The following is a 22,200-nucleotide window of genomic DNA, read 5'->3' as shown; positions in this document are numbered from 1 at the left end:
TTCTCCGACCGTGAGAGCCACGGCTCCACCAGGTTCCGCGATCAGACGGACGGGTGCCGGCCGCGCGGTGGGCGACGGCCGTCAGGAGAGCAACGCGCCGATCACCACGATGATCACGAGCAGCGCGAGCACCGTGGGCAGCAGCCAGCGACGGGGACGATCCACGCACTGGAGCCTAGTCGCGTCCGGCCAGTGGCCATGACTCGAGTGTCTCGTAGCGGACCGAAGGCCCGAGATGGCTGCGCATCAGATGGACAGAGTCCGCGCGCCAGGGCGTACCGGCGAAGGAGCTCAGCGAGTCGACCAGCGGCCGGGCGTCCACGCCTGTACGGGGACGGGCGCGCGCCAGGGTCAGATGCGGATGGAACGGCTTCCTGTCGGTGTGGACGGCTCCGGCACGCTGGGCTCCCGCGGCCAGCGAGGCGGCCAGCCGGGACAGGCCGGAACCCCCGCCCCGCAGCCCCAGCCACACGACCCGCGCCCGCGCCGCCGAGGAGAAGGCGCCTCCTCCCTCGAACGACAGCGTCATCGGGGGGTAGCGGCCCGCCGCCCGCCTCAACCGCACATCGAGCGCGGGCAGCACGTCCTCGCTGACCTCGCCGAGGAACGACAGCGTCACGTGCCAGGTCTGCGGCGCCACCCACCGCAGCTCCGGCCATTCGTCCCTGTGGGAGCCGACGACCTCGGCGACCTCAGCGAGCGCTTCCGGGGGTGGCGACAACGCCACGAACAACCGCACCGCGCGTCCTTCCCGCCGCGAACCTGGTGAGCAGGACCGCGAGGCCCACGCCCACCAGGCACATCACTCCGCAGATCATCACTCCGAGACGGGGTCCGGCGAGCTCGCCGACCCACCCGATCAGCGGTGCGCCGATGGGCGCGCCACCGGTGAACACCAGGACATAGATTCCCATGACACGGCCCCGCATCTCGGGCGAGGCCGCGAGCTGGACGGAGGAGTTCGCGGCGGTGTTCGTGGTGATCATCGCGATGCCCGCCGGGACCAGCAGGACCAGGAAGGCCGGGTACGACGGCGCGAAAGCTGCGGCGATCTGGGCGATCCCGAAGCCGACGCCGCCGATGACCAGCAGGCGGCGCGTCGGGCGGGCCCGCCGGGCGGCGAGCAGTGCCCCGCCCAGGGCGCCGACCGCGAACACGCTGGACGCCACACCGAACGAGGACGCGTCCTGGCCGAACACCTGCTTGGCCATCAGCGCGATGCTCATCGAGAAGCTGGTGGCGAACATCGCGACGAAGGCGACGATCAGGATCGGCATCAGCAGCTCGGGGCGCTGCCAGACGTAACGCAGGCCCTCGCGCAACTGGCCCTTGGCCCGAGCGAGGGGCTCGGGGGTACGCAGTTCCGTTGAGCGCATCAGGAACAGGCCGGTGATCACCGCCGCGAACGACACCGCGTTCAGCAGGAAGATCGGCCCGGTGCCGCCCATGGCGTAGATCAGCACGCCGGCGAGCGCGGGGCCGACGACCCGCGCGAGGTTGAAGGTCGAGCTGTTCAGGGCGATCGCGTTGGCCAGGTCCTCGCGGCCGACCATCTCCACGACGAACGACTGCCGTGTGGGCACCTCGACACAGGAGACCAGGCCGAGCATGAACGCCATCACGTAGACGTGCCAGGTCTGGGCGTGCCCAGTGAGCGTCAGCACCCCCATTGTGAGCGCCAACAGGCCGAGGAGGGATTGGGCGGTCATCAGCAGGGGCCGCTTCGGATAGCGGTCGGCGAGCATGCCGCCCCAGAGGCCGAACAGGACCACCGGCAGGAACTGCAGGGCGGTCGTGACGCCGAGGGCGGCCGAGCTGCCATGGGTCAGCTCCAGGACCAGCCAGTCCTGGGCGGTGCGCTGCATCCAGGTGCCGACGTTGGAGACGACGCTGCCCGAGACGAACAGGCGGTAGTTGTGGTTGCGCAGCGACCGGAACATCCCACCCGACCGGGCCACGCTCTTCGCCCGGCCCTCACCGCTCTTCACGGCCCGGCTTCCGCCGATCTCGTCGGCCCGGACCTCGCTGCCGTCCTCGGCCCGGCTTCCGCCGATCTCGTCGGCCCGGACCTCGCTGCCGTCCTCGGCCCGGACCCCGGCGGTCTCGTCGGCCTGGACTTCCCCGGCGACCTCACGCAGGCCGGAGTCCCGTACAGCCTGCGCCTCCGGGTCCTGTACGGCTGGCGCCACAGGTTCGGGGGGGTCCCCGGCATCGTCGTCCACAGCCTGTGGAGAAGTTACATCTGTGAAAGCTTTTCCAGGATCGGCGCCGCGGCCCTCAGCGTCGCCCGCTCCTCGGGGGTCAGTTCCTTCAGCCGCTGGGCGAGCCACGCCTCCTTGCCCCGGCGTTCCTCCTTCAGCAACTCCCGCCCCGGCTCCATCACGCTGACGGTCACCTGCCGGCGGTCGGTCGAGTGCGGGGTACGGGCGAGCAGCCCCCGCTCCTCCAGCCCGGCGATCACCCGCGTCATCGATGGCGGCTGCATCTTTTCCAGCTCGGCCAATTCGCCAGGGGTTATTCCTGAATGCCGTTCGACGGCGGCGAGCGTGGCGAGCTGCGTGGGGGTCAGCGTGTGGGCTCCGGCCTGCCGCCGTAGCCGCCTGGTCAGGCGCGCCAGTGACACGCGGAGCGCGGACGCCAGCCCGGCGTCGCTGCGCAGGTCCGCCTGGCGTCCCGTCTTTGGAGGGTTCGTTAGCATAAGTCATTACCTTTGCTAACTATATACGACATGTCATCATTCCTGGCGGCCAGTCCTTTCTCACCCGGTGACGGGGTGATCACTGTGGGCTCGACGTGGCAGGCGTCGAGGGACGGCCGGCCATGCCGGAGACCGTGGGCGAGCGCATGGTGCGGACGTCACGGGAGAGCAGGGTCAGCGCCGACACCGCCACGATCAGCACCGCGGCGCCGTACTGCGTGGCGGACAGCCCTATCTGAGCGGCGATCGGCCCGGCCAGCAGGGCTCCGAGCGGCATCGCCATGACCGAGCCGAACGCGTCGTAGGCGGAGACGCGGGCCAGTTTGTCGGCCGGCACGTTACGCACCAGCGCGACGCTCCACTGCACGATCATCATCTCCATGGTCACGCCGAGGAACACGGCGGCCAGGCACAGCACGGAAAGCGGCCACTGCATGGCCAGCGACAACGGCGACACCGCCATGGTGCCGCCGATGCACACCACGAACAGCATGGGCCTGCGGGGGGTGAATCGCAAGGAGAGCAGGCCACCGAGGACCAGACCGAGTGCCTCGGCGGAGGCGATCGCCCCCCAGGCGGCCGGGCCGCCGAGATGGGCCTTCGCCACCGCGGGGCCGAGCACCTGGAAAGACCCGTACCAGGCCATGAGGATCACGCAGAACTGCGCCACGATGGCCCACAGCCATGTATGGGAGATGAACGCCGACCAGCCGTCCCGCAGCTCACCGAGCATGCCGGCTCCCTGGACCCCGACCCGCTCGTGCCCGACCACCCGGATCGCCAGCAGCAGCGGGACCGTGCCAACAAGGCCGACGCCACAGATCGACAAGGCCCACCCAGGGCCGACGGCGGCGACCACCACACCGGCGACGGCGGCTCCGCCCATCTGGGCGAGGTTCATCGCGAGCCTGCTGACGGCGTTGGCCTGCTGGAGCAACTCGTCCGGCACGATCCGCGGCAGCAGCGCCTGCGACGCCGGCCAGAAGACGGCCATCCCCACGCCGGTCAGCGTCTCGAGAAGGATCATGTTCCACAACCCGGCCTGACCGGTGAGCACCAGGATGCCGAGGGTCCCCTCCCCGACCGCCATCATGACGTTGGCCGCCACGATCACCTTCTGCGGGGGAATGCGGTCGGCCACCACCCCGCTGATCAGGGTGAACACCAGCGAGGGGGCGATCTGCGCCGCGAGGACGTACGACAGGTCGGCGGTCGACCCGGTGAGGTCGAGAACCGCGAAGGAGACGCCGACGAGCGAGAAGGCGAAGGCGGCCGGCGCGAGCAGGCGGTCGGCCAGCAACAGCCGGAAGTCGCGGATCCCGAGCACCGGGAAGCGGCGGGCAATGGCGCGCCACAGCATGACAATGGTCCGATCGAGCGCAGGGAACTGGCGTCCGACCGTAGTCACGTCCACCCGGACCTGGCAATTCGTTTTCCCACCGGCCGAACGGGACGGCCTGGGGTCAGGCCGGTCGTCGGCTTCATCGCCGCCCTGCCACCGCGGGTGAACCTGCAGCAGGTGACCGTCATGCCCACCCGCCAGACAGCCTGATCGTTTCCGGCACTGCAGCGGGGGAAGCGGCCGTGACCGTGGCGCGCCCGTGCGTTGACGCGCGAGCGTGCCCTGGCCACCGGCGCCGGAAGCACGGAACCATGGGCACCACAGCGACAGCCGGCCGGTGCCCGAGTACCTCCGCGCCCGTCCGGCACCGACCGCCGAGAGATCGGGAACTCATCCATGCGCGAGGCCGACATCGACCCGACCGGGGCCGCGTCCACGGAAGGTGACCGGCGCAAGCCCGTCGTCATCCTCAGGTGCGCGCCCCACCCCGCCGGCCGGATCTTCACCGACGCGGCGCTCACCGCCCTGCACGAGCGCTTCACCGTGGTGGACCTGGAAGGCGACGACTCCCCGCACGCACTCGACCAGGCGCTCCCCGAGGCCTTCGCGATCGTCGGCCAGCCCGACCTCCCTCGTGAGCGGCTGGCCCGCGCCCCCAGGCTGCGGGCACTGCTCAACGTGGAGGGCAACTTCTACCCCAATGTCGACTACGAGGCCTGTTACGAGCGTGGCGTCTACGTCCTGGGCTGTGGCCCGGCCTACGCCCAGGCGGTCGCCGAGCACTCCCTGGGCCTGGCGCTCGATCTGGCCCGCGGGATCAGCAGGGAAGACCGGGCCTTCCGGAACGGGCGGGAGCGCTACGTCGCCGACGGCAACTCCGACGCCATCCTGCTCCGGCACGCCGATGTCGGTCTCGTCGGCTTCGGCAACCTCGGCCGCGCGCTGCGCACCGTGCTGACGGGGTTCGCGCCCACCATCCGGGTCTACGATCCATGGCTACCGCCCAGCGTGCTGCGTCAGCACGACGTCATCCCGGCGACGCTGGAGGAGGTCCTCGCCAGGAGCACGTTCCTGTTCGTCCTCGCCACGGTGACCGACGAGAGCCGCAACCTGCTGAACGCCGAGCGTCTGGCGTCCGTGCCGCCGGGGGCCCGGCTCGTCGTGGTCAGCCGGGCGCCGGTCGTCGACTACGACGCGCTGCTGGCCGGGATCGCCGAGGGCCGGTTCCTCGCCGGTGTCGACGTGTGGCCGGACGAGCCCGTCCCGGCCGGCCATCCAGCCAGGAAGCTGGAGGGCATAGTCTTGTCCGCGCACCGGGCCGGTGGCATTCCAGCGGCGTTCTTCGAGGTCGGCGAGATGGTCCTGGACGACCTCACCCTGCTCGCCCGCGGCCTGCCGCCGGTCAGGATGCAGGTGGCGGCACGCGAACTCGTCGGCCGCTATCGCAATCGTCCGGTGAGCTGACGGGAACCCTATGCCTAGCGAGCGACTGACCGGCTGGAACGAGGCGCAGCCCCTGGTGAGGGACCTGCTGGAATCGGTACGCCAGATCATCTGGGACTTCGACGGAGTGATCGCCGACACGGAGCCGGTTCACCGCGACTCCTACGAGCGCACCCTGAGGGACCTCGGGAAGCTGCCGGCCACCGAGTTCTTCATGCCCTACATCGGCAGGCCCGAGCCGGAGATCTGGTCCGGGCTACGCCGGCAGTACGGGCTGAAGCACCCGGTGGCCGACCTTATGAACGCACGCCACGCCATCTACGGGAAGGAATCCCTCGTCCTCGAACCATCGTGGTTCGTGCGACCGCTCGGCGAGGCGGCCAAGCGGCGGGGCATCCCCAACACGATCGTCAGCTCGGGCAACGAGCGCGACATCGGCGCGCTGCTCGCGCACTGGGGGATCGGCGACCTGTTCGACAGGGTGCTCGGCTGGGACTCCCCGCAGTCCGCGGGCCGGCCGAAGGACGAACGCCTGCGCGCCCTGCTGACCGACGACCCGCACTCCACCCTCGTGATCGAGGACCATCCCGTCTATCTCGCCCTGGCCGCGCGACTCGGCGCCCGCACCGTGGCGGTGCACCACACGATGAACGATCTCACCGCCGTCGAGGCGGGCCTCTCCTTCCACCTCGTCCCGCCCGGCTAGACCACGACGCCCGGCGAAACACCCACGCCCGCGGAACCACCTGCTCCGCCGGGGTGTGACGGGCCGGTGTCCGGTCACCGGGCCACGTAGGCGATGAGCTTGGCCATGTTGGCGATGAAGGTGGCCGAGCCGATGACCAGGGGACGTTCGCGTGGCTCGTACGGCGGTTCCCCGGGAGGGGTGCGCGGGTCGTAGGGAGAGGTGTCGAAGATGTCACCGACGTGCTTGCTCATGTACGCCTTGCCGTCGTAGGGCGTCGCCGGGCCGGGTCCTCGGTAGGGGTTGGTGATCGAGTCGACCGGTGTGAGCCAGTGGTCCTTGGTGCCGAGGCCGGCCACCAGGGCTGTCGCCTCGGCGTCGGTCACCGCTGGCAGCTGCAGCGGCGCCTCGCGGAACAGGTCGGTCGGCTCCAGGTCCCGGATGGAGAAGAAGCGCGGCAGAGGGATGGGTGCGCCCTTGCTCAGGGGCGACCTGGCCCGCATGTCCGCTATGTCGGTGGGCGTCATCGCGCTCAACTCCGCGTAGGTGGCCTTCAGCCCCGCGAGGTCGATGGCGCGTCCCGCCGAGTAGTGGCTCAGCGTGGCCGTGTGATCATGGTCGAAGTAGTAGGCGCCGTTGCGGACGTTGGACCCGAAGCGGTGCACGAAACGTGCGCGGTTCGTGCCCAGCTCGACGAAGGTCGGATGGGTGCGCCCGGCCAGCAGCGGGTTCTCCTCGATCTGTTCGCCGGTGAGCGGGCAGCTCTCCAGCCAGGCGATCGCCTCCGGCACCCGTTGCAGGTAGGCGCGGTCACCCGTCAGCCGGAAGTAGTGGAACAGCTGGCGCACGTTGGTCTGCGTGGTGTGCGTGGCCAGCGCACGCGGTTCGTACGACCGGGCGCCGGCCGGTGCTCCCGCCGGCCGGCCGTTGACGCTCCTCGCCAGGTGCTGCAGACCCCAGCCGGCCTGGGGTCCCGGCTGCTGCAGGCGGCGCAGGCACTCGAAGGCGCGGACGACCGGGCGGACCAGGTCGCGCCGCCCCAGCGTCGTGACGCACATGAGCAGAAACTTGATGTTCTCCCCGAGCACGTCGTCGTTGAACGTGAGGTGCTGGGTGTACTCGCCGTCCTCCATGCCGTGCTGGACGTCGGCCGGCAGCCACGACGGCAGCACGTCCGGCCAGGGCATCCGCCTGACCGAGCCGTGGAAGGCGGGGAAACGCTGCGGCCAGCCGCCGTCGGCCACCCCGCCGGAGAACTGTGCCCTCAACACGAACCGGATCGCCCGGTCCAGCGCCGCCTTCAGCCGCAGGTTCCGGCGTTCCAGGTAGACGCGGAGGATCAGTTGCGCCGCGGACGCGGTGCCCCCGTCGTCGAACGTGGCGTTGCCGTAGTAGTGCTGGAACTCCTCCAGGCGCCATCCGTTGGCCCCGATGGTGTCGTACCACTGCCGCAGAGAGGCCTCGCCGGCGAAGTCGTGGATGTAGTTCCACCCGCCGCCGGGCAGTTGGGCGTGGACGAGCGCGAGGGCGGTCCGCTCCGCGGCCCGGTAGAACGCCTCGTCACCCGTGGCGTGATAGGCGTCGAGCATGCTGTGACCGACCGAGGGGGTGCCCGGCGGCTGCACCCAGCACATGGTCCGCTTGGCCGCCATCTCTCCCCACGTGACCGACAAGTCCGGGAGGTAGTTCCAGACATAGCCACCTCGGTAGGAGAGGTGGCGGTCCATGAACACGGCGGCCCGTCTCATGGCGTCGACCGCCGCGACATCGGAGTGGAGTAGGGGCGCGGCAGCCGCCTCGGCCGATGCTGGCCGCACCCCCGCCAGCGACGCGAGGACGGAGGTGGCTGAGAGCTGGGCGAACCTGCGGCGACTCAAGGGCATCTTCATCGGGGGGAGTGCCTCCATCGAGTTGGGCGTTTACCCGCGTCGTCCTAACGGCACATTATCGACGAATTCCACTCATCTAGTCAGAGTCCGTTTAAGGGAACGGTCCGCCGCTGCCGGACCATGGCCATGGCGCCCGGCCAAAGGTGCGCTTGTTGCCCTATGAAGCCTTGCCGGTGTCATCCAGGCAGTATCGAGTCGCTCGATTTCCTGGCGACCAACTTGGTGTGTTCGTGTCGTTCTTCGACCTGCTTAGCGACTCGGGGCGTTTCCAGCGCGGGTGCCTCTGGTGGGTCCTGCCGGTCGAAGATATCGAGATCGACCTCCTCGCCACCGACGACCAACGTATCCCATGGCCCGCTCACCAGCAGGGTGCGCAACGTCTCGCTCTTCAGTTCGCGCAGATGGTCGAGCAGGGTCGTGTCATCGGGCATGCCCGGAATACGCGGCGCCAGGCGGCTCCGGATCTGCAGCAGTATCTCCATCAGCGCGTTGATGTCCGCATCTCTGTCCGAACCCTCACGCCCTTCCTCGATGCCCTGGACGATCTTGTCTTTGATCGCACAGGTGACCCCCTGCTCGTCGGTGGTGACCATCGCTTTCCAGGCGCGGCTCTTGTGCCGGTACTGCAGCATCGACATCGCCGCTTCGTGGCGGATGAAGTCGGCGTCACGGAATGGTCTCCCGCGCCAGCCGCGGTTGAGAGACCGCGCCAGCGAGATGACCGACGCCAATCCACTGTTGAGCCCACGCCCCGGCCAGAAATGGATCGCATTGGCGGCGTCCCCGAGCAGGAACCCGTAGGTTCCCGGGGTGGCCGAGGTCGCGGAGAACAATTGGGCGGTGAATCGCGGCCGCTGCACCATGTCGAGCCGAAAGGCGGTGACGGCGCTCAGGTTCTCCTCCTTGACACCGAAGAGCACCAGTCCTTCCATCACCCGTCTCCATAACGCCGAACTCCTGATCAAGGCGGGCAGGAACAGCGTGCCATGGGTCGAGCAGTGGAACTCGCCGTGGTCGGTCCTGGCCATCAGGCATGGGCGGGAGGCGATGCATTCCTCGAACACGTGCCTGATGGGGTCGATCCCGATGACCTCCTCGGCCTCGGCGTCGGTGAGGCGCATGTTGAGAAAGCCTTCACCGCGCAGGGCGTTCAGGAGGAAACGATTCTGGGCCACGGTCAGCAAGATGGTCATGGGATCCGACAGATCGGATTTCACCCGCAGGCCCAGCACGACATCTTGTATGTGCCGGCCATCCAGTGAGTAGATCGACTTGTCGGCGTTGCCGAACTTGTCGGTGAAGTGCTCCCGCGTTCGGGAGCGTCCCCCCTCGCAGATGGCGAGCACGTGGTCCTTGACCACGGTCTCATGGTGCTTGACCGGGTCGAAGCCGGTCGGAATGAGCCGGATGCGGTCGGGTTTCTCGTTCGCTATTTCGAGCAGCCTGTCCTCGACATAAGCGATCCTGACATTCCTCGGGCTGAAGCCGCGGATCGAGTCGGGGCCGGTCGGCCACATCTCGGAGTAGGAACCGGCGCTGAACAGCCGCTCCTGGACCTCTTCTGGCAGGTTCAAATACTGGCGGCTCTGGATCGTCACCACCTGCTGCCGCCGGACGTTTCCTTGCGCCTCGTTCTTCCATACGACCCGTGACCCGTCCTGGGTCCAGCGGCCGTCGTACAACGTGATGGTCACTCGCTGACCCATGAGGTGTTCGAGGAGCAAGGCGAGGCTCAGCCCGACAGGACCCCCGCCGGAGATCGTGACCCGCAGGACCGGTCCCGGTTCCGCGGCGGATTTGATGAACGACTGGAGCACGAGGGCATCCATGATCGTTTCCATCTCACCGGCCGCCTCGAAACAGAAGGTCTCATCGCCGATCGTGATCAGATCTCCTGGCTGGAGCACGTACGAGGTCACGCGGTCGCCATTGACCAGCGTCCCGTTGCGGCTTTCCCGGTCGTGCAGAACGTAGCCGCCGGCCTCGCGAAGCACCTCCGCGTGAAGGCGCGAGGCTCTGCGACTGGCGATCACCACAGTGCAGTCGCTTCTGCGGCCGAAGGTGATCGGGGCGTCACCGATGGGGAACCGTTGTTCGGTAAGCGGACCTTCACGCCCGACAATCGCAGGTGGCATGGGTCGCAGCCCTTTCCGCAGGTCACAGAACTGATGCGATCGATCGTCGTCCGGAGGCGCTGTGCGCTATAGCCTGTGCCGCTCGATGAGGTTCACCACGAGATCGTCATTGCGTCGGAACCCCTCCTCGCGATCGCCTATCGTGCCACGCCCGACGCCCCCAGAAAATGGTCCACACCTGTCCAAACCGCTTACCGCACCCCCAGGGGCCGGAAACAAGAATCGGCGCCTCCGCCAACAGCCCAGTCCCGGGGGCGCGCGACCCAGGAGCCCCGCCAGACCTAACGGCCGGAAACCAGGCCAGGTGTCCCTCCTCAACCGGCCCCCGGAGCTACGCGACCCAGGGACCCGCCAAACCCAACGGCTTGCCGTTTCCCGTCAAGGTGTGCGCAACCTGAGCCTCGCCACTTCCAGGGGCAGGCATGAAAGCTTGGTGTTCCCCGTGAACCAGCCCAGGCCCGAGGGTGCGCAACCCCCGGCCTCGCCGGGTCCCGGGGCAGGCATCGAGGCTTGGTGTTCTCCGTGAACCAACCCAGGCCCGAGGGTGCGCAACCCCCCGGCCTCGCCGGGTCCCAGGGCAGGCATCGAGGCTTGGTGTTTCTCGTGAACCCAGGCGCTTCAGAGGCCCCGTGTTCGACACGTGTCGGCGCCCGGAGCGGCAACCCGTCGGGATCCCCGTCCACAGGTGGGAGATCACACCATCTTTGCCAGGGTGTCCCGCAACCGCCGCAGGTCCCGCGTGCGCGCCTCGTACGTCGCCCCGACCACCACGAGGAGGAGCCCGCCCACCGCGATCGGCACCCAACGCGGCACCGCGACCAGCATCTCCGACACGTACGGGGCGAGTTCCCGCACTACGACCCCGGCGAGCACGATACCTCCGATCACCGTGGGCGCCTGGAGCCGGGACCGCGCTCCGGCGAGCAGCACCGCCAGTGCCACCACGCCGAGCAGCAGCGACCGTCGCCATTCGGTGTCCGCGTAGACCACCAACAGGCTGGGCGCCATCGTCGAGGAGAGCCCCGCACCGTAGGCCGCCCACGAGGAAACGTGGGAGCTCCGCCGCCGCCACCAGCCGAATCCCAGCAGGACCAGCGAGCAGGGCACCGTGTAGGCCTCCACGAGGGTGACCTCGCCCGCCCACAGCCGCAACCACGAGGCCACCAGCAGCAGAGCGGTGCCTACGTATCTCAGCAATTCCGGGCTCACGCCTTCCCCGAGGCCAAAGCCCTCCTGCCGGACCAAGCCCTTCTCCAGGCCCAGTCCCTCCTTTCCGCCCCCACCTTCCTCCGGGCCCAGGCCTACCCCCGCCACGCCCTCCGCCCGACCCAGGCCTTCCCCCGCCATGTCTTCCTTACGGCTTAGGTCTTCCTGTGGGCCTGCGCCTTCGGCCCGGCCCACCTCGCCCGGCCACAGCGACCTGGCCAGCAGGAGCACCCCTGCCACCGCGAACCCCACGCTCGCCGCCACCTTGACCTGCAGGCCCACCGCGAGCCCTATCGCTACCGCGTCCAGTGCGAGGAGCAACACGGCCGCGCCCAGCCCCCACACCCGCAGGGCCATCACCCTGCCCGCCAATGCCACGGCGGTGGCCGGCACCGCCAGGATCGGCAGCGCGATCAGGGTCGCCGGCTTGCTGCCGAACGCGTACGCCGCCGCCTCCACCAAGGCCGCACCGGCGACGAGCGCGCAGGCCCCTGCCCACCAGGGCGTCCGGCTCAGCGCGGCGGCCACCGTCAGCGCGGCCGCCAGCACCACCTGAACCGCCACCGCCGCCGGATAGGACATCGCGCACGCCACAGGGGCGACCGCGACCATAAGCGCGCCAAACACCAAGGCCCCGAACACCGGCACCCTGGATACCAACGTCCCAGACCCGAACACCGGAACCCGGGAGGACACCGACGCCCCAGACACCGGTACCCCAGACACCGGCGTCCCGGACCCGGACACCGGAACCCCGGAGGACACCGGCGCCCCAGACGCCGGTACCTCGGTCACGGACACCGGCGCTCCGGACACCGGCGCGCCGGTCAGCATCGTCCATACCCGCCACTCGCCAGTAGCGCGCGCGGCCCCCACCAGGAAGCCCGCCGCCAGTGCGCCGAGCACCACCACGTCCACCGGTGACGCCACCTCGCCGGGCCAAGGCGCGCCGCCCCACGTGCCCGGCCCGCCGTCCCACGTTCCCGGCCTGCCGTCCCACGTGCCCATCCAGAGCGTGTCCAGCCATGCCAGCGGTGCCATCAGGGTGACCGCGAGCCGGGGCAAGGACGTGAGCGCGGTCAGCAGCGCCAGCACCCCGCCGGTGGCCATGCCCGCAAGCCGTACCCTGCGCCAGGGCAGCCAGGTGGCGGCGAGCGCGACCACGAGTGCCGGGACCAGGACGGCCAGGGGGCGCCACTCCGGGCTCAGCGCCGGCTTCGTCACCGAGGCGAGGGCTGCGATCAGCGCCAGCACGGTTCCCACGGTGACCAGTGAGGCCCAGATCTCTCCCTCCTCCCTGCCGGACCTGGTCAGACTCCATGCCACGAACGCGCCGAGCAGGACGAGCGCGACCAGCGGCGCCGACCTGCCCAGCGCCTCCCCGGCGGAGTCGGTGCCGAGGGCGTTCGACCCGCCGCCCAGCAGTGCGAGGATCGCGACCGCGCTACCGCAGAGAGCGGCCGTCGTCCGCACCCCCGCCCGGCCGTACCGCACCAGGGCGACGTCCAGCGCCGCCGTGGCCACCAGCATGGCCACCAGCCAGGTCGCCGACGCGTTGCCGGCCAGCAGCGGAAGAACCGGCTGCGCCAGGACCACGGCGACGGGCCCGGGGCCTCGAAGCGGTACGACCTGGGCATAGGCCGCCAGGATCAGCGCGACGAGCCCGCACACGCCCGCCGTGTAGTCCAGCGCCTCGATGGCGTCGACCCCGAGGAACCCCACCCGTCTGGCCGCGTAACCGTCGAGCAGCAGCAGCGCGATGGCGAACCCGGCCATGGTCTCGGCCGTCGCGGTGAGCCTGCGCCGGACCAGCACCACCGGCGCGAGCATGGCAAGCGCGGTGAATCCCGCCAGCACGGCCGCCCGCCCGCCGATGCCCATGCGCCCCCAGCTCACGACCGTGAACACCACCGCTGCCACCGTGAGCAGCAGCCCGCCGAGGATGAGCAGCAGATTCTGCACAGCCCCCGCCGAGACCTCCCCCGGCCGGGCCCCAGCACTAGCGCTCCACGCCGATGCATCCCCCGGCCGACCGCCCGCACCCTCGCGCCCGCCCGCCGACACCTCCCGCGGCCGACCGCCGGCCCCCTTGAACCCGCCCGCCGAGACCTCCCCCGGCCGGGCCCCATCCCCAGCGCTCCACGCCGTTGCGTCCCCCGGCCGGGCCCCGGCACCAGCGCCAACGCCCGCGCCCTCGCGTCCGCCCGCCGCATCCGGGGACGGTCCCACCGCGCCCGCGCCGTCGTGCCCCTGAGCCGTCGTGCCGGCCGGTTCCCGGGGGGCCGGCTCCCGAATCGGCCCCCCGGCGGTCGGATCTCCGGCCGCTCGCGCGCGCTCGTCACGCAGGATGCCCAGCAACTCCTCCCGGCGGCTCAACAGCCGTGTCTCCTCGACCCGCAACCCGGCGAGCGCATCGTTCACCCACCACAGCTCTTGCGCGACGGCTCCCCGTAGCGGCAGGGCACACACCGGGCACTTGCCTGCCGGCTCAGGCGCCGGGGACCCGTCTCCGGTCAACGCCGCACCGCAGTCCGGGCACCTCACATCTGCACGCATAGGAGAACAATGCCGCCTTCAGCACATCCTCCGCATGAGTCGTCCTACTCAGCTCCCCCTGAGCACCCATCAGAGAGTGCCCGCCTGATCACCTCGCAAGGTACGACGAGATCCGCAGCGGTGGAGAAGTCGGGCGCCGCACAGGCCGGGCCACCCCCGGCGGCCGGAGGTGGCCCGTTGCCATCACTGATCTCGGCGACGAGGTCGAGGGACGCCCCTGGACAGGGCGCCCCTCTCACCCGCTACTCCGTACGGTCGAGCGCGTCGGCGAGGTCGTTGAGCGACTTCGCCAACGTGGCCTGCGCGCTGATGGACGTGTCCAGTTGGTGGGAGACGGCCCGAAGCTGCGCCACGGCGGCCTTCGCCTGAGGCCCGTCCTTGAACCGCTCCGCCCGGTCGACGAACTTCCGCACGTTGGCGGCGGTGTGTGCCTCCAGGGTGCCGGTGCGCAGTGCCTGCGCGTAGTAGGCCCGCACGAGCTCGAAGCTCGCCGGCCACGTCAGCTTGGGCTGGGCCTGCGCGTTGAACCTGTCGAAGACGACCGTCGCCGCGGCGCCGATCTCCGCCTGATCCAGGTGCTCGCTCGGAGTGAGCGCGAACGTGTCGAACCCGCGGGCGATCTCACTGCCGTAGATGTGACCGTTGTAGTAGTAGGCGGACCAGAAGCCGCCGGTGACGATGGAGGTCGCGTTGACCGGGCCGCGGTCGAAGAACGCCAGCTCGCGCGGGTGGGCGGAGTCGGTGAAGTCGAACGCCGAGATGCCGCCCTGGTACCAGGCCTGGACCATGATGTCCCGTCCGGGTACGGGAATGAGCGAGCCGTTGTGCGCCACACAGTTCTCCTGCGTCGTCTGCGCGACCGGGAGCTTGTAGTAGCTGGCGAACTCGAGCTTGCCGTCCACGATGTCGTAGATCGCGTTCGCGCCCCACGAAGGCTCGTCGGTGGTCCGGCAACGCGCCCCGGTGCCGCCGCCCCACTCGTCGGTGAAGATGACCTTCGTACCGTCGTTGTTCAACGTGGCCGAGTGCCAGTACGCGAAGTTGGGGTCCGAGACCTCGTCGAGCCGGACGGGGTTGGCCGGGTCGGAGATGTCCAGCAGGAGCCCGTTACCCGCACAGGCCGCCGCGGCCACGCCGATCTCGGAGTACGCGGTGATGTCGTGGCAGGCGGTGGTGACCGGCCGGGGCGACCAGTTGGAGCCGGACGGGTGCTGCGGGGTGGGCGGGACGTTCTGCAGGCCGTCGATCGCGCCGGTCTCCTGGTTGGCGAACAGCCTCGGCTGGTTCACGATCGCGGCGTTCTGCGGGGCGGCCAGCGGCACCCGGATGATGTCGATCCGCCACAAGGACGTGTTCGGGTCGGTCGCCGCCGTGTTCGCGCAGCCGGTCAGTTCGCCGCCAGAGCGGACACCGGCCGTGCCCGACACGTAGACGTAGGCGTTGTCCGGGTCGTCCTTGCTGGTGACGAGGGTGTGCGTGTGGGATCCGCGGCAGGTCTGGACCGCGGCCACCTGGACCGGCTTGCTGATGTCGCTCACATCGAAGACCCGGACGCCACGGAAGCGGTCGGGGTTGACCGTGCCACCGGCGCCCTGCGTACCGCAGTCCAGCCGGCCTCGGGTCTCCTCCACCGACATGAACAGCAGGTTGCCGTACACGGACATGTCACCCTGGCCGCCCGGGCATATGACGGACGTGGTCAAGACCGGGGCCGAGGGCGTGGAGACGTCGTAGATGTTGAATCCGTTGAAGTTGCCCACGAACGCGTAGTTGCCGCTGAACGCCATGTCGGAGTTGGCGTACGACAGGTTGCCCGGGTTGGCGGGCTGGTAGAAGCCCTCCGGCCGATCCCGGTGGGCCAGGAGCTCGAGCCCGCTGGCGGCCTGCTGGGCATCGAGCCATCCAGCGCCGAGCCCGATTCGTGGATCGGCGTCATCCGCCATCGCCGTCGTAGGAATGAGGCCCAAGAGGACCGTTCCCACGGCGATCACACCGAGTTTGCGTAACCGAGCACGTCCCCAACGTGCCACACGGGCAATCTGCATGGGTCGCACCCCTCCTTCTTCTCGCTTGCTGGCGGGACGCCAACACACCGCGCGGACGACCCTCGGGCGGCTCTTGTCAAGCCGAACCCCAAAAGATCTACGCGGCGCTGGTGTGACATTAATGGAATGTCGGTAAATGTGCTATAGCTGTCAGATCATCCGGTTCTGCCCGGTCCCCCCAGCACGTCGGAAGCGAACGCAGCCATGAAGCCGTCGAAACCGTTTCAGCAGCTCCTTCCGCCCCTGCTGATCGCCGCCGCGCTCACCGCGTGTACGGCCGAAGGTCCGAAAGCGACAGAAGGTCCGAAAGCAACCGTCGTCCAGCCGGGGCCGCCGGGACAGAGCAGCAAGGTGCTTCCCTCCTACGAGCCGCCACGCTCCGACGGCCGCGAGTACACCGACGCCGACGTGCGGTTCATGCAAGGCATGGTCCGGCACCACTCCCAGGCGCTGCGGATGACCGCCCTGGTCGCCGGCCGCAGCGCGAGCAAGGACCTTCCGCGGCTCGCCAAACGCATCGAGATCTCGCAGCAGGATGAGATCGACCTGATGCTGCGCTGGCTCCGGGCGCGGCTCCAGCAGGTACCCAGCGTCGACTCCGGCCACGATAACCATGACGGCGAGCTCATGCCGGGAATGCTCACCAAGGAACAACTGGCCGAACTGGAGAACGCCAAGGGTTCGGAATTCGACCGGCTCTTCTATCAGGACATGATCAAGCACCACATGGGTGCGCTGAAGATGGTGGAACAGCTCTACGCCGACAAGGGCGGCCAGGAACCAGAAATCGACCAATTCGCCGGCCATGTCGACTCTGACCAGCGCATCGAGATCGACCGGATGCAGAAACTCCTCACCCAACTAGGCAGATGAACCAACGACCGCCAACCCTTCCAGACGGCAAGGCCGGGGCCGAAGGCCCTTTAGAAGAACAGCCCGAGCGCAGCGAGGACCGTTTCAGCCGGCCGTTCCGGCGTGGGGAGACGCGGGAACGGCCGGTCGGGTCAGCTCAGGCCGAGGAGGATCTTGACCGGGCCGATGAGGAAGTAGATCACGAAGAGGGCGGTCACGACCCACAGCAGCGGGTGCACCTCGCGGGTCTTGCCCTTGATCGCCTTGATCAGGACGTAGGTGATGAACCCGGCGCCGATTCCGTTGGAGATCGAGTAGGTGAAGGGCATCAGGACGATGGTGAGGAAGGCGGGGATGGCTATTTCGTAGTCGTTGAAGTCGATGTCCCGGATGGCGGTCATCATCAGGAAGCCGACCACGACGAGAGCGGGCGCCGCCGCCTCGTAGGGGACGATGTCCACCAGGGGTGACAGGAAGACCGCCAGCAGGAAGAGAACGCCGGTGATCACGCTGGCGAAGCCCGTACGGGCGCCCTCGCCGACGCCGGCCGCCGACTCGATGTAGGTGGTGTTCGACGAGGTGGACGCGGCACCGCCGGCCGCGGCGGCGATGGAGTCGACCAGCAGGATCTCCCGCGTGCGGGGCAGCGCGCCGTCGTCGGCCACCAGGTCGGCCTGCCGCCCGACGCCCACGATCGTGCCCATCGTGTCGAAGAAGTCCGTGATGAGCAGGGTGAAGATGAACAGCACGGCCAGCACGACGCTGACCTTGCTGAACGAGCCGAACAGGCTGAACTGGCCGAGGACGCCGGGGAAGTCCGGCACGCCGACGACCTTCTCCGGCAACGTGGGGACGATCAGGCTCCAGCCCAGAGGGTTCTTGCCGCCGTTGGCCGCGCCCACCTTGGCGACCGCCTCGACGATGATGGCCAGGATCGTGGTGCCGACGATGCCGAGCAGGATCGCCCCCTTGACCTTGCGGGCGACCAGCAGCACGGTGACCAGCAGGCCGATCACGAAGACGAAGATGGGCCAGCTCGTCAGGGAGCCGCCGATGCCGAGCTCGAGGGGCGTCCCGGCGGCCTTGCGGACGAATCCGGAGTCGACGAAACCGATCAAGGCGATGAACAGGCCGATGCCCACGCTGATCGCGGTCTTCAACTGGCTGGGAATGGCGTGGAACACGGCCGTCCGGAAGCCCGTCAGCACGAGAATCGTGATGACGATGCCCTCCAGCACGACCAGGCCCATCGCGTCTTCCCACGACATGCTGGAGGCGATGCCGAAGGCGACGAAGGCGTTCAGGCCGAGGCCCGCCGCCAAGGCGAAGGGCACCTTGGCCACGACGCCCATGAGGATCGTCAGGATGCCCGCCGTCAGCGCGGTCGCCGCGGCGATCATGGCGTAGTTGGGGGTGGTTCCATCGCCGAGGACCTGGCCGTCCGCGTCCTTGACCCCGCCGAGGATCAGCGGGTTGAGGACGACGATGTACGCCATCGTGAAGAACGTGGCCAGTCCGCCACGGATCTCACGGCTGAGCGTCGACTGTCGCTCGGAGATGTGGAAATACCGGTCGAGCCGGCCGTGGAAACCGGTCGGCTGGGACGGGGGGGCAGCTATCTCGCTCACGCGGGCAGAGTGACAGGCGGTTTCATAGTCTGGAAGACCCCTGAGGTGCTTGTGGTCCGAATGAGACCAACTTGTGTACGGTTCGGATCCCGCAGGAGGTTACCCGACCCGACGAGCAACGCGACAGATGTTCTCGCCTAGGCTGGAGTGCGTGAACGAGCCGCGCCCCCCGGATCCCTCCGCCCCGTTGGAGACCAACGACACCGCGACCATTCTCGCGGGGACGGGCCTGTGGGTCGTCGCTCTGATCGTGCTTCTCATCATGGGTCCCTCACCCGACCACCGGTGGTGGATCTGGACCTGCGTGGCCGGCATCGGCCTTGGGCTCTTCGGGTGCTTGTACGTCCGGCGCCGTGACCGGTCCATCAACGGTGGCAAACCGTCGAGCGTCGGCGACGAGAAGGACGAGTCCGTTCCCGGCCGCACGCTTTCCTGAAGACGCGTCCGCGCCATGCTGAAGACCGCTCCGCGGCGGCCTCGGCCGGTCCCCGTCACCCGCTCCTCAGGCCTTACGCCTGACGACCCGGGCGGCACAGGGCCGGTGACCCCGTGCCGCGCGAGCTCGTTCAGCTGTCGAGGTCGGCCTCGGCCAGCAGCAAGGGAACCGCCTCCGGGTCACGAAGGAGTGCGGCGACCGCCAGCCGGTCGCCCCACTGGCCGGCCGCCCAGGCCAGCCCGCGGGCCAGCCCTTCCACCCCGCTCGCGTGGACGGCCCCCTCGAAGAAGCGCCAGGGCACCCGTACACCGTCGACCGTGAGCTCGGCGTGCTCGACGTAGCTCAGCGGCGCCGAGGGCAGCAGCGAGCGCACCTGGACGGGCACCGGTCGCTTCTCGCCGGACGAGGTGACCTCCCCCGCGACCTCCTCGCCGATGACGGGCAGGTCGAGGAGCTCGGAGAGGGCCTCTGCGAGGTCGAAGGGCGCGAGCACGAGGGGACGGGAGGCCACCAGCGGAAGCAGGTCGGGCGCCTCGACGACGACCGGTCCGCCCGTGGCGACCAGCCCTTCGACGCCGGTGTGGCCGTTGCCGCCGATCGGATGGCCGTCGTCGGCGTCGGCGACGACGATCTCGCCGTTCAGCACCGCTCGTACGGCCGTGGGCGGCGCCACGCGCGAGGGGTCCACCCCGGCCAGCGCGATCCACAGCGCCCGTAGCTGGGCCCGGTCCACCTCCAGCGAGGGATCCGCCAGCAGCTCCAGGAGCTCGTCGGGCCCGCCGTGGGAGGCGAGGAGATCGGCCAGCGTCGTCCGCACGCCGATCAACGCGAGGGCCGTGCCGTCCACGCCCTCAGGCGCGTCACCGTACAGGCCGTACAGCAGGGGGTCCCCCGCGGGAAGGCGCAGCGAGGTGGGCCGCCTTCCGCCGAGCACGGGGTGGTGCGAGAGCCACCACGAGGTGTACGAGGGAGCCTCGGCGATCGCGCCGTTCACGAGCGCGCGGAGCGGCTGGAGCGCGGCGCGCAGCGGCGGCCGGGAGAGCAGGGCCAGCGCGGACGGCCAGTCCGCGACGTACTCCAGATCGCGGATCGCGGTGAACTCCCGGGCCACCGGAGGCACGTCCGCCTCCGGCAGCACGTCGAGCACGGCTTCGAGCCACTCGTCTTCCGCGTCCAGGTCGTGGTCGCATTCGTCGGGGTCCAGCAGGACGTCCGCGTCGTTGACCACGGCGAAGCCGTCGAGCACGCCCGCCGCCGACAGGACCCGCGAGCCGTACCGCTCCACGAGGTCGGGAGCGGCGACGCCGAACGGCACGTCCTGGTCGATCAGCTTGGCCAGGGAGCCGTCGCCGAGCAGCAGCTCACCGGCGGGGTACAGCTCTCCGTCGGCGCCGCGCAGCGCCAGCGCCGACAGCCACGGAGCCTCTCCGGCGGTCAGCCCCGCGGCGTCGACCAGCGCCAGCACGGCTTGCGCCACCGGCTCGGGGTCGGCGCTGTCGAGCGACTCGGAGACGGTGGCGCGCGTGAGCGGGTCGTCCAGGACGCTCTTCGGGGTCGCCTCGGCGGCGCCCAGCCGGAGCAGGAGGGGATGGGCCGCCTCCGGGTGCACGATGCGCAGCCCGAGCGGGCCGAGGAGCGAGGGATCGAGGCTGGAGCCGCCGTTCAGCACGAGCGTGCCACGCGGGCCGCGTACGAGGCGGCCGTCGGCCAGCGGGACGGGCACGGCGCCAAGGGCCTCGCGGTCGTCGGCGGGCACCACGTCGTACAAGGACTGCCACCAGGCGGGGGTCCGGTCCTCGACCGCCTCGCCGGACAGCAGGTCGATCACGTCGGCCAGCTCGACGCGCCTGATTCCGAGGGTGGCCAGCGCGGGGTGCCTCGACTCCCAGCCTGCCGGCAGCAGCCCGGGAACCACGTGAGCGATCTTGTCGAGGAACCCGGGGGGACCCGCCACCACGGACGCCTGACGACCCGGCACCACGAACAGCCCTTCGGCGTCCTGAGGGGCGGGCGAACCCCCGTCGCCCGTGCGGGCGTCGGCGGGCGGGGAGATCGCGGGCAGCAGCGGGGTGTCGGGAAGGCGGCGCAGGATGGCCCGCCGGACGGCCGCGTCCAGTTCGCCCTTGCCCATCAGGCCCGGGACGAGGTCGAGCAGGCGGGGCGTTCTCGGCAGCGACGCGAGGAGCTGGAGGTAGGTCTCGGCGGCGCGATCGACCAGGTAGTCGGTCAGCGGTCCCGGGGCCACGTGCCGCCGGTCGGTGGCCAGCGGGAAGGTGGCGATGAGCAGCGCGGGCAGGTCCAGGGGCTCGTCGCTCGGTGTCGGCGCGTGCACGACGGGGGCGACGTCCTTGGGCAGGCGTCCGTGGTCGGCGGGCACGGCCCAGCGGACCAGCCAATGCGGCCGGTTGCGCTCCTCGGTGGGCCGGTCGGCGAACAACTCGGCCACCTGCTCGGCGGTGAACCGCCCGGACTCCTCCACGATCTGCCAGCCGTCGGCCGTGACCGTGCGGGTGTCGCCGTCGATCTCGATCTCGATCGTGCCGAGCGCCGGCATGGCGAGCGGGAGCGCGGGACCGGTCTCCTCGAGCATCTGGCGCACGGCCTGCTCGGCGGCCTTGTCACGCAGCGGCAGGCGCACGACGGTGTCGAACCCCTCAGGCACCACGACCGGCCCGGCTTCGAACGGCAGGCGCAGCAGCGGGACGTGCCCGCCGCGGACGGCGAGCTCCGCGGCCAGCGCCGGCTCCGCGCCGACGAGCGCGGCGGACTCGGACCGCGACCAGCGCACGGCTCCTGTCGCGCGGGAGGCGACCAGCGGCTCGTCGCAGACGGAGACGACGGCCGCGAACCCGACGCCGAACCGGCCGATCGAGCCGGCCTCGTCCCGCTTGCCGGACACGCGGAGCGTGGCGAGGCCCTCGACCCCGGTCTCGTCGAGCGCGGCGCCCGTGTTGGCGGCGCACAGGACGCCGTTCTCCAGCGTCAGCCGGAGCCGCCCGGGGACACCGGTGCGCATGGCCGCGTCGGCGGCGTTCTGGGCCAGCTCGACGATCAGGCGATCGCGGTACCCGCCGAGGGCGAAGTCCTCTTCGGCGTTGGCGTCCTCGCGAAACCTCGCGGGCGAGGCCTTCCATGCGGCGAGGACGGTCGTGCGCATGCGTTCGGTGCCAAAGGTGTCAGTCACCAGTTATGTCCCAAAAGTGGTGGATGTGGACCGGCTCGTCCCGTAGCCGGAAATATCGTGACCTTGGCAGCTCGACCGGAGCGTCCCGGCCCTGAAGGTCC

Annotated in this window: 14 protein-coding genes and 1 pseudogene; 4 read left to right on the top strand and 11 right to left on the bottom strand. The window is 69.9% G+C overall.

The features are described 5' to 3' along the window. Positions 1–175 precede the first annotated feature (175 nt). The 4 genes from thpR to ABD810_RS15700 form a co-directional block, all read right to left on the bottom strand. Positions 176–739, bottom strand: a complete 564-nt coding sequence (gene thpR, locus ABD810_RS15715; protein ID WP_344939671.1) for an RNA 2',3'-cyclic phosphodiesterase — start codon at positions 737–739, stop codon at positions 176–178. Then, a complete protein-coding gene (locus ABD810_RS15710) occupies positions 693–2,189 on the bottom strand; it encodes an MFS transporter (RefSeq protein WP_344939669.1) in 1,497 nt (498 codons plus the stop codon). The genes thpR and ABD810_RS15710 overlap by 47 nt, the downstream gene beginning before the upstream one ends. A 47-nt stretch (positions 2,190–2,236) precedes the next feature. Continuing rightward, on the bottom strand, positions 2,237–2,698 hold the full coding sequence (locus tag ABD810_RS15705) for a MarR family winged helix-turn-helix transcriptional regulator (protein WP_344939667.1): 462 nt from the start codon (positions 2,696–2,698) through the stop codon (positions 2,237–2,239). A 79-nt stretch (positions 2,699–2,777) separates the two neighbouring features. Then, entirely contained in the window at positions 2,778–4,106 is a 1,329-nt protein-coding gene (locus ABD810_RS15700) for an MFS transporter (protein ID WP_344939665.1), read from the bottom strand. A 330-nt stretch (positions 4,107–4,436) separates the two neighbouring features. Between ABD810_RS15700 and ABD810_RS15695 the strand changes: the two genes are divergently transcribed. Further along, positions 4,437–5,504: an NAD(P)-dependent oxidoreductase gene (locus ABD810_RS15695; RefSeq protein WP_344939663.1), complete on the top strand. Its 1,068-nt coding sequence runs from the start codon at positions 4,437–4,439 to the stop codon at positions 5,502–5,504. Between the two features lie 10 nt (positions 5,505–5,514). Further along, positions 5,515–6,189: an HAD family hydrolase gene (locus ABD810_RS15690; protein ID WP_344939660.1), complete on the top strand. Its 675-nt coding sequence runs from the start codon at positions 5,515–5,517 to the stop codon at positions 6,187–6,189. Between the two features lie 74 nt (positions 6,190–6,263). On the opposite strand, the gene ABD810_RS15685 is transcribed toward ABD810_RS15690, so the two are convergent. From ABD810_RS15685 to ABD810_RS15665, 5 genes and pseudogenes are all read right to left on the bottom strand, one after another. Next, entirely contained in the window at positions 6,264–8,057 is a 1,794-nt protein-coding gene (locus ABD810_RS15685) for a pectate lyase (protein ID WP_344939658.1), read from the bottom strand. A gap of 176 nt (positions 8,058–8,233) precedes the next feature. Continuing rightward, positions 8,234–9,751, bottom strand: a complete 1,518-nt coding sequence (locus ABD810_RS15680) for an FAD-dependent monooxygenase family protein (RefSeq protein WP_344939656.1) — start codon at positions 9,749–9,751, stop codon at positions 8,234–8,236. 213 nt (positions 9,752–9,964) lie between these two features. Beyond that, positions 9,965–10,192 (bottom strand): annotated as a pseudogene (locus ABD810_RS41030) (FHA domain-containing protein); the annotation flags it as partial. A gap of 693 nt (positions 10,193–10,885) precedes the next feature. Then, positions 10,886–13,360 (bottom strand): SCO7613 C-terminal domain-containing membrane protein, encoded by a 2,475-nt coding sequence (locus tag ABD810_RS15670; protein WP_344939652.1) that lies wholly within the window; start codon positions 13,358–13,360, stop codon positions 10,886–10,888. An 836-nt stretch (positions 13,361–14,196) separates the two neighbouring features. Next, complete coding sequence (locus tag ABD810_RS15665; RefSeq protein ID WP_344939650.1) at positions 14,197–15,897, bottom strand: LVIVD repeat-containing protein; 1,701 nt, start codon at positions 15,895–15,897, stop codon at positions 14,197–14,199. 306 nt (positions 15,898–16,203) lie between these two features. Between ABD810_RS15665 and ABD810_RS15660 the strand changes: the two genes are divergently transcribed. Further along, positions 16,204–16,872, top strand: a complete 669-nt coding sequence (locus ABD810_RS15660; RefSeq protein ID WP_344939648.1) for a DUF305 domain-containing protein — start codon at positions 16,204–16,206, stop codon at positions 16,870–16,872. A gap of 131 nt (positions 16,873–17,003) precedes the next feature. On the opposite strand, the gene ABD810_RS15655 is transcribed toward ABD810_RS15660, so the two are convergent. Next, positions 17,004–18,470: an NCS2 family permease gene (locus ABD810_RS15655; protein ID WP_425566904.1), complete on the bottom strand. Its 1,467-nt coding sequence runs from the start codon at positions 18,468–18,470 to the stop codon at positions 17,004–17,006. Positions 18,471–18,630: 160 nt separating this feature from the next. Between ABD810_RS15655 and ABD810_RS15650 the strand changes: the two genes are divergently transcribed. Further along, positions 18,631–18,915 carry a DUF2530 domain-containing protein gene (locus ABD810_RS15650; protein WP_344939642.1) on the top strand — a complete coding sequence of 95 codons (285 nt, stop codon included), beginning with the start codon at positions 18,631–18,633 and terminating at the stop codon, positions 18,913–18,915. A gap of 130 nt (positions 18,916–19,045) precedes the next feature. Here the strand turns inward: ABD810_RS15650 and ABD810_RS15645 are convergent, their stop codons facing one another. Further along, complete coding sequence (locus ABD810_RS15645) at positions 19,046–22,072, bottom strand: sacsin N-terminal ATP-binding-like domain-containing protein (protein WP_425566903.1); 3,027 nt, start codon at positions 22,070–22,072, stop codon at positions 19,046–19,048. Between the last annotated feature and the right edge of the window lie 128 nt (positions 22,073–22,200).

It is taken from the genome of Sphaerisporangium flaviroseum, from assembly GCF_039537005.1.
Taxonomy (GTDB): Bacteria; Actinomycetota; Actinomycetes; order Streptosporangiales; family Streptosporangiaceae; genus Sphaerisporangium; species Sphaerisporangium flaviroseum.
This window is presented reverse-complemented; position numbering and strand designations above follow the sequence as displayed.

Excerpts from the sequence above, each read along its gene's own strand:
- ABD810_RS15705 (WP_344939667.1), bottom strand. The coding sequence starts at position 2,698 with ATGCTAACGAACCCTCCAAAGACGGGACGCCAGGCGGACCTGCGCAGC.
- ABD810_RS15695 (WP_344939663.1), top strand. The coding sequence starts at position 4,437 with ATGCGCGAGGCCGACATCGACCCGACCGGGGCCGCGTCCACGGAAGGT.
- ABD810_RS15690 (WP_344939660.1), top strand. The coding sequence starts at position 5,515 with ATGCCTAGCGAGCGACTGACCGGCTGGAACGAGGCGCAGCCCCTGGTG.
- ABD810_RS15685 (WP_344939658.1), bottom strand. The coding sequence starts at position 8,057 with ATGAAGATGCCCTTGAGTCGCCGCAGGTTCGCCCAGCTCTCAGCCACC.
- ABD810_RS15665 (WP_344939650.1), bottom strand. The coding sequence starts at position 15,897 with ATGGCGGATGACGCCGATCCACGAATCGGGCTCGGCGCTGGATGGCTC.
- ABD810_RS15660 (WP_344939648.1), top strand. The coding sequence starts at position 16,204 with ATGAAGCCGTCGAAACCGTTTCAGCAGCTCCTTCCGCCCCTGCTGATC.
- ABD810_RS15645 (WP_425566903.1), bottom strand. The coding sequence starts at position 22,072 with ATGCGCACGACCGTCCTCGCCGCATGGAAGGCCTCGCCCGCGAGGTTT.